General features: G+C 53.5%; 6 protein-coding genes. 5 read left to right on the top strand and 1 reads right to left on the bottom strand.

The window, feature by feature from the left end; all coding sequences use genetic code 11:
- Positions 1 to 158: 158 nt before the first annotated feature.
- Positions 159 to 1,364, bottom strand: a complete 1,206-nt coding sequence (locus NZK35_RS31900; RefSeq protein WP_323379688.1) for an integron integrase — start codon at positions 1,362 to 1,364, stop codon at positions 159 to 161.
- Positions 1,365 to 1,824: 460 nt separating this feature from the next.
- Between NZK35_RS31900 and NZK35_RS31895 the strand changes: the two genes are divergently transcribed.
- The 5 genes from NZK35_RS31895 (at position 1,825) to NZK35_RS31875 (ending at position 5,442) form a co-directional block, all read left to right on the top strand.
- On the top strand, positions 1,825 to 2,640 hold the full coding sequence (locus NZK35_RS31895) for a hypothetical protein (protein ID WP_259636583.1): 816 nt from the start codon (positions 1,825 to 1,827) through the stop codon (positions 2,638 to 2,640).
- A gap of 127 nt (positions 2,641 to 2,767) precedes the next feature.
- The gene (locus NZK35_RS31890) at positions 2,768 to 3,163 is read left to right on the top strand and encodes a hypothetical protein (protein WP_259636582.1); all 396 of its coding nucleotides are present in this window, start codon (positions 2,768 to 2,770) and stop codon (positions 3,161 to 3,163) included.
- Positions 3,164 to 3,288: 125 nt separating this feature from the next.
- Positions 3,289 to 3,786 carry a hypothetical protein gene (locus NZK35_RS31885; RefSeq protein WP_259636581.1) on the top strand — a complete coding sequence of 166 codons (498 nt, stop codon included), beginning with the start codon at positions 3,289 to 3,291 and terminating at the stop codon, positions 3,784 to 3,786.
- A 603-nt stretch (positions 3,787 to 4,389) separates the two neighbouring features.
- Positions 4,390 to 4,830: a hypothetical protein gene (locus NZK35_RS31880; RefSeq protein WP_259636580.1), complete on the top strand. Its 441-nt coding sequence runs from the start codon at positions 4,390 to 4,392 to the stop codon at positions 4,828 to 4,830.
- Positions 4,831 to 4,944: 114 nt separating this feature from the next.
- On the top strand, positions 4,945 to 5,442 hold the full coding sequence (locus tag NZK35_RS31875) for a hypothetical protein (RefSeq protein ID WP_259636579.1): 498 nt from the start codon (positions 4,945 to 4,947) through the stop codon (positions 5,440 to 5,442).
- The last annotated feature ends 198 nt before the right edge of the window (positions 5,443 to 5,640 follow it).

Below are 5,640 nucleotides of genomic sequence, written 5' to 3'. Positions count from 1 at the left end.
GCCTGTCGAAGCTGGAATGACGAGCCTGGAAGCCTATCCCACTCGCTCGATCCGACGCCTATTTTCCGTTCGGTTCTTTTACAATCGACGTCCCGTTGGGACGCCAGAACGTTGCCGCCGTAATACCAAGCACCCCGGGTGGAACGCTACCCAGCGACTCACACCAACCCCAGCCGATCCGACGGACTGGTCACGGCCAAGCCCGGCCGGTTCATCACGTGGGTATAGATCATCGTCGTTTTGACATCCTTGTGCCCGAGCAATTCCTGCACCGTGCGAATGTCCGCCCCGTCCTCGAGCATGTGGGTGGCAAAACTGTGGCGGAGCGTATGCGGAACGGCTTTCTTGAGGATTTCCGTTCGCTTGCGTGCCCGCTTGAACTGTTCTGCAAAAGTCCCTTCGTGAAGGTGATGTCGTCGGTATCTGCCACTGCGAGGATCGCGACAGACCTTCGACGACGGGAACAAGTATTGCCAACCGAGATCGCGTTGCGCATAGGGATACTTTTTCGCTAATGCGTAAGGCAGATACACTTCACCGTATCCGTCAGCAAGATCCTGGTTGTGGGTCGCCTTGACTGTGGCAAACTGCTGTCGAAGCAATTCAATCGCGTTGTCCGGTAAAACAGTGACGCGGTCCTTCATCCCCTTGCCGTTTCGGACAACAATCTCGCGCGACTCAATACAGAAGTCCTTCAACCTCAGCGTTCTGCACTCCCGATGTCGCAGTCCGCCGCCGTACATCAACAGGAACATCAGACGGTAAACCCCAGAAATGTACTGAAAAAGCTCCGTCACTTCGGATTTGGTCAGTACGACCGGGCGATATTGACTAGCCTTAGCGCGGACCGAATTGATGAACTGAAGATCGCGACCGATGACCTTTTGATAGAAAAAGAGGATCGCGGAGAGAGCCTGGTTTTGCGAGGATGCGGCGAGCTCACTTTCGATCGCCAAATCTGTCAGGAAGTCACCGATTTCCGGTTCGCCAAAGTTTTCCAGCCGATCGTCATCCAGATGTCGAATGAACTTTTTTAGTTGACCGACATAGGCGTCTTCCGTGCTCTTGGGATGGTGAAGCCTGCGGAGCGTCGCACGCATTCGTCGAATGCATTCCGGATCGACCTCATCGATCACACCTTCATTCCCTTCCCCGGCGACCAGTGTCGCATCGTATTCTTTGTCATCGCCGACCGCACCTTGGTAACGACGAGAAATCTCAGTCAATTTGTCACGAATCGGGCGGAAATCAACGACCGCCGTCCTCAACACCGTACCCTGATAGGCTTCGATCGCCCGGGTCGCTTGCAGACGTCGCCAGGCCGGAATCTTTGACGCTAGCAAACTGCGAAGGAATTCGAGCACGAGATCTCGCTCCACTGCAATTGCATCCGCCGAAGTCGAACGTGCACGGACGCTTGGGAAACTCGCGTAGCTTCCCAGCCACTTGGGAAACCACTCACGATCCCTTTCCGGAAGATTCATTACCCCAAGACACTGTCGGAACCGATCGACTGACATTTTGATCCCCCTTGTCGGCGCAAGACCGGTATCCGAGTTCGGCAGTGGATCACGGACTCGCCCTAACTCATTTGTGGTAAAATAGGCAGTCTGCTGTCCTATCGTATGAGACCACCCGATGGTGCGAAGTGCGCCGCCACAAGGTTAGCGGCCAGAAGAAGGATTGACTACCCCGATCGAGTGCCGTACTATCGGGTGGCAGGAGATATTCCACGGTCCGACCGGGGACTTTGTGCTATTCACCCCGGTCGGACCAGCAATAATTAATGGTTATGCCGGACAACACCCACACCCCTAAGATCCATTGTCTGTTGACGCTGACTTAGAGATTTGCTTTGATTCGCCGATCGCAGGGCAGTTGCCGAGCTACACCTGCATTTCAAAGGGAATCGCCGTACACGGTGATTCCATCTCACTGCGAATCCAATCCGCTGAGCAGGTACGTGAAGCCCTCGATCTCCTTATTGACGCGGGTGTTGCGCCTACCCGACTATCGATACATACTCTTACGAATGATGCCTTTTCCATTGATGAACGATGCATAATTGGAGTCGTGCCCGCTCCCGAGGATGCAGTAGATATTGATCGCGTGGCGGCAGAAAAAATGGGGTGCCGTGCTTTCGTTCAAGATTCCGAGCTGGTTCCTCTTGCCTGCGAACCACGTCAGACTTTGCGGTTTGGATCTGGCGTCGCGCATCGCAACATTGTGAATGAAGAGCTTGCCAGCTATTTCCGGTCCACGTCTTCGGCTGAACCACGCCCAGTAACAATAAATGGTCGCAAAACCGATTCATGGCAGTCTCTCGATTTTCGCCGAACTCATGAGATCTTTTACGTACCTGCTGTCACCACAACCAATCAATGCCGCTGGTGCGGAACCACTCGAACTCACCAACCGAAATGTTGGATTGGAAGAGATATCGAATGGAGCGATCCCCTATATTGTGAATCAACTGGCTGGGGGCATTATTCTGCGGAAAGACCATTATTTGTTCCCCTTGCCCATGTGGGTGAGTTCAATGACTGGACGGGCAACACCGCACATCTATACCCAGTGTTTTCGGACACCACTGGTCCGGGAAAAATTGCACTTGATATTGTCGCGGCATTCCCTGCCTGAGTCACTAGCAGGCATAACCCTGCGATGCACGACGAGCGGCGAAGTCAAGTTCCTTGAAGTGGTGGATCCCTCGTCGCCGCCGCGTGATCGCTGCCGTTCGCCGACAGATTCTGAAACCGAAAAATTCATGACTGCAATGGAAGATCCAACGCCTATCGATCACAAAGACTCTGACTTGGACTATCGTCGTCAAGTCTGGAAAGCGGTCGCGCAGCGAGTTGGATCGGAATTGACGCCGATGGGGAAAGGTGCTGATTTGACCGGGGAATGGGTCGTCGAATTTGAGATGTTCGGATCGCGCCGCCCGATGACTAAATATCATTTCCTGGGTGACAATCAGCTGGATGTGGTGCGATCAGAGAATCAGGCTGAGATACGTGACAGGACGAATTTCGAAGTGGTGAGCGACGGTCGAGTGCTGACGTGTGAGGAGTGCTTTCACGGGGCAATGACTGAAGGCGGCGAATTTGTTCTCTTTAACGGTGATTCTAGCGTCGTGATGGTCGGTACGAATATCCGGTAGAATGCGGCGAACCATGAAATGCACGGGAGGACGGGAGTCGCGGTTGTCAGTCTGCTTGCAAGTCTTTCGCCCGTCCCCCGTGATTTCTGACGTTCGCCGACTGAAGGCCCAAACCCATCTCGTCTATGAAACGCTTCTCGATACGAACGCTTTTGATCGCGACGGCGTTAGTTGCCGTGCTCATGGCAATCCCCATCCGACGTGCAATTGAGCAGAAACGCGGACGCGATTGGGTAGCTTCCCAAAACGGCCACGTGCACTTGAGCGTCTCGCGTAGCTACAATGACTTCACCGATCAATGGACTGACAGTGATTCGCTTCTCGCCCCTCAATGGCTTGTCGACGCGCTCGGCATCGATTTTTTTGACACCGTCGAGACTGTTGTCCTCGACAATATGGAGGTGAAGGACCTATCTCCCATTACCGACTTGCGGAACCTCGAGACACTCGGAATCATCATCGAAATCGACGATCAACTTGACTTTTCACCTTTGGCTGAGCTCCCCAAGCTACGTCATCTTCATCTCGACTACACTAACATCAGCGCCGAACGGCTTGCTAAATTACGGAAACTTTTACCGCACGTCCTTGTTGATGCAACGAACCATCCACCACCAGACTAAAGCGGCGAACCAGCGGATGCACGACGAGTCGCCGAGTCGTGGTTGTTGAAGTGGAGGATCGCTCGCGGCGACCGCGTGATCCTGGACGTTACCCGTACTGATTGGATCCAATTTGAATCTGTACGCAACAGAATCGTCCAATGGGAACGTAACGGAAGTCACAGCTGAGTACCGTGTAGTTTCGATCGTGTTAGCCTCAATCGCGTTCGTACAGACGTATCATCAACTTCCATCGCTCCTGGATGATCAGCTGCTCTCGTATTCTCCAGCTGCGTTGATGCCAGAGGTTTTTACGATCTATCTAATTGTTGCAGCGTCGTTGGCGATTTGGTGCGAATTCTCAAATGCGCGTGTCGGAAAAGTTGTTATTCCTCTCGTTCTTTCCCCTCTCTTGCTTTGGCTGGTAATGGTTTCGCCAGGAATTCTGAGGTTAGTCTCAAACTTGGATTTCGAGCTCCTGTTCCATTTTCGCGGATTGCACCTGTTGATCTTATATCCCGTTACAATCTATTACTTTGTTGTCGCTTTGCTACGCGTGCATACGCCGAAGCAAACGACGGCGGGTAACAATGCGATGCACGACGAGTCGCCGAGTCGTGGTTCTTGAAGTGGATGATCACTCGCGGCGACCGCGTGATCGCTGTCGTTCCCCGATTGAGATCCCACGAACTCAACACGAATCCCAACACCATGGCCATTGATCCTGACGTCCTCGCATCTTCCGTTTCCGCCGCGCTGGCCGAAGGCGAGATGGACGCCCTGCGGATACACGAATTTGAACTCGATGGCGACGAACACGATGACGAAGCTATCGACAAACTTCATGACTCCTTCCACGCCGACTTTGACACCGCTACGGCTCACATATCCAAAACATACGGAAAGCCAACACGATCGGAATCCGATAGCGATGACGACGCTATTCCCCTGTGCGGCCTATGCCGATTCGCGGTATGGGACACCGACGAAGGACGTTTCTTTATTGCCGTGTCACACGAGGATCGTGGTACTCCAATCTTGCTGATGGTCGGTCCTGCCGAATGACAAGACGACGGGGAACCAGACGATGCACGTGAGTCGCCGAGTCGAGTTTTTTGAAGTGGTGCGTTGTTCGCGGCGACCACGTGATCGTTACCGTTCACCCACAGAGGTTCATAAATGCAACACTCCCCTGAACACGATGCAAAGCGTCGACGGCTCATCCGCGTCTCCGGTGGATTTGCGATCGCGGTAGCATTCACCGCGTGCGTTGTTGGATACTTACGTCCCTCCAAGGCGGACATTGCTGCCGAACAGCGGTTGTTAGGCAAATGGGGAATGTGGATTGAGGGCGCTGACCAGACACTTCCGACACAGCGAATTGTTGAATGGCTTCCCAATGGCCAAGCCGCCCATTATTCCCCAACAATGGAGCCTTGGGGGAATACATCTGAGATGGATGATCGTTCATCTGATTGGCGTATTCGCAACGGGAAGTTGATAATCGAGATGCAGGCACCGGAAACAGAGGATGACCCCGCACTTGAGGAGTACCAGCTAGACTGGCTAGACGAGGACTCCTACACACTGACTATTGATGCCGGAAGCGGTAAACCCACCACTGTGATGTATAGGCGTATCGAATCAGACAACGCGACGAGCATCTTGGACGGGTGAACCAAACGATGCAACCGAGCGGCGAAGTCGGGCGTTTTGAAATGGTAAATCTTCCGTCGCCGCCGGCTGATCGTAGACGTTGAACTGGCCTTCGGGTTGAGCTGCAAACATTGATTGCGAGGTGCCGATGGCCATCACGCTTCAACAGATCTTCGGACGCTATTTCGACTCCTTCGCTTCGCGTTTTCGCGTCTCGCG

The sequence above is a fragment of the Stieleria sedimenti genome, from assembly GCF_025060895.1.
Classification (GTDB): domain Bacteria; phylum Planctomycetota; class Planctomycetia; order Pirellulales; family Pirellulaceae; genus Stieleria; species Stieleria sedimenti.
The sequence above is the reverse complement of the archived record's forward strand: the minus strand, read 5'-3'. Positions and strand labels throughout refer to the sequence as shown.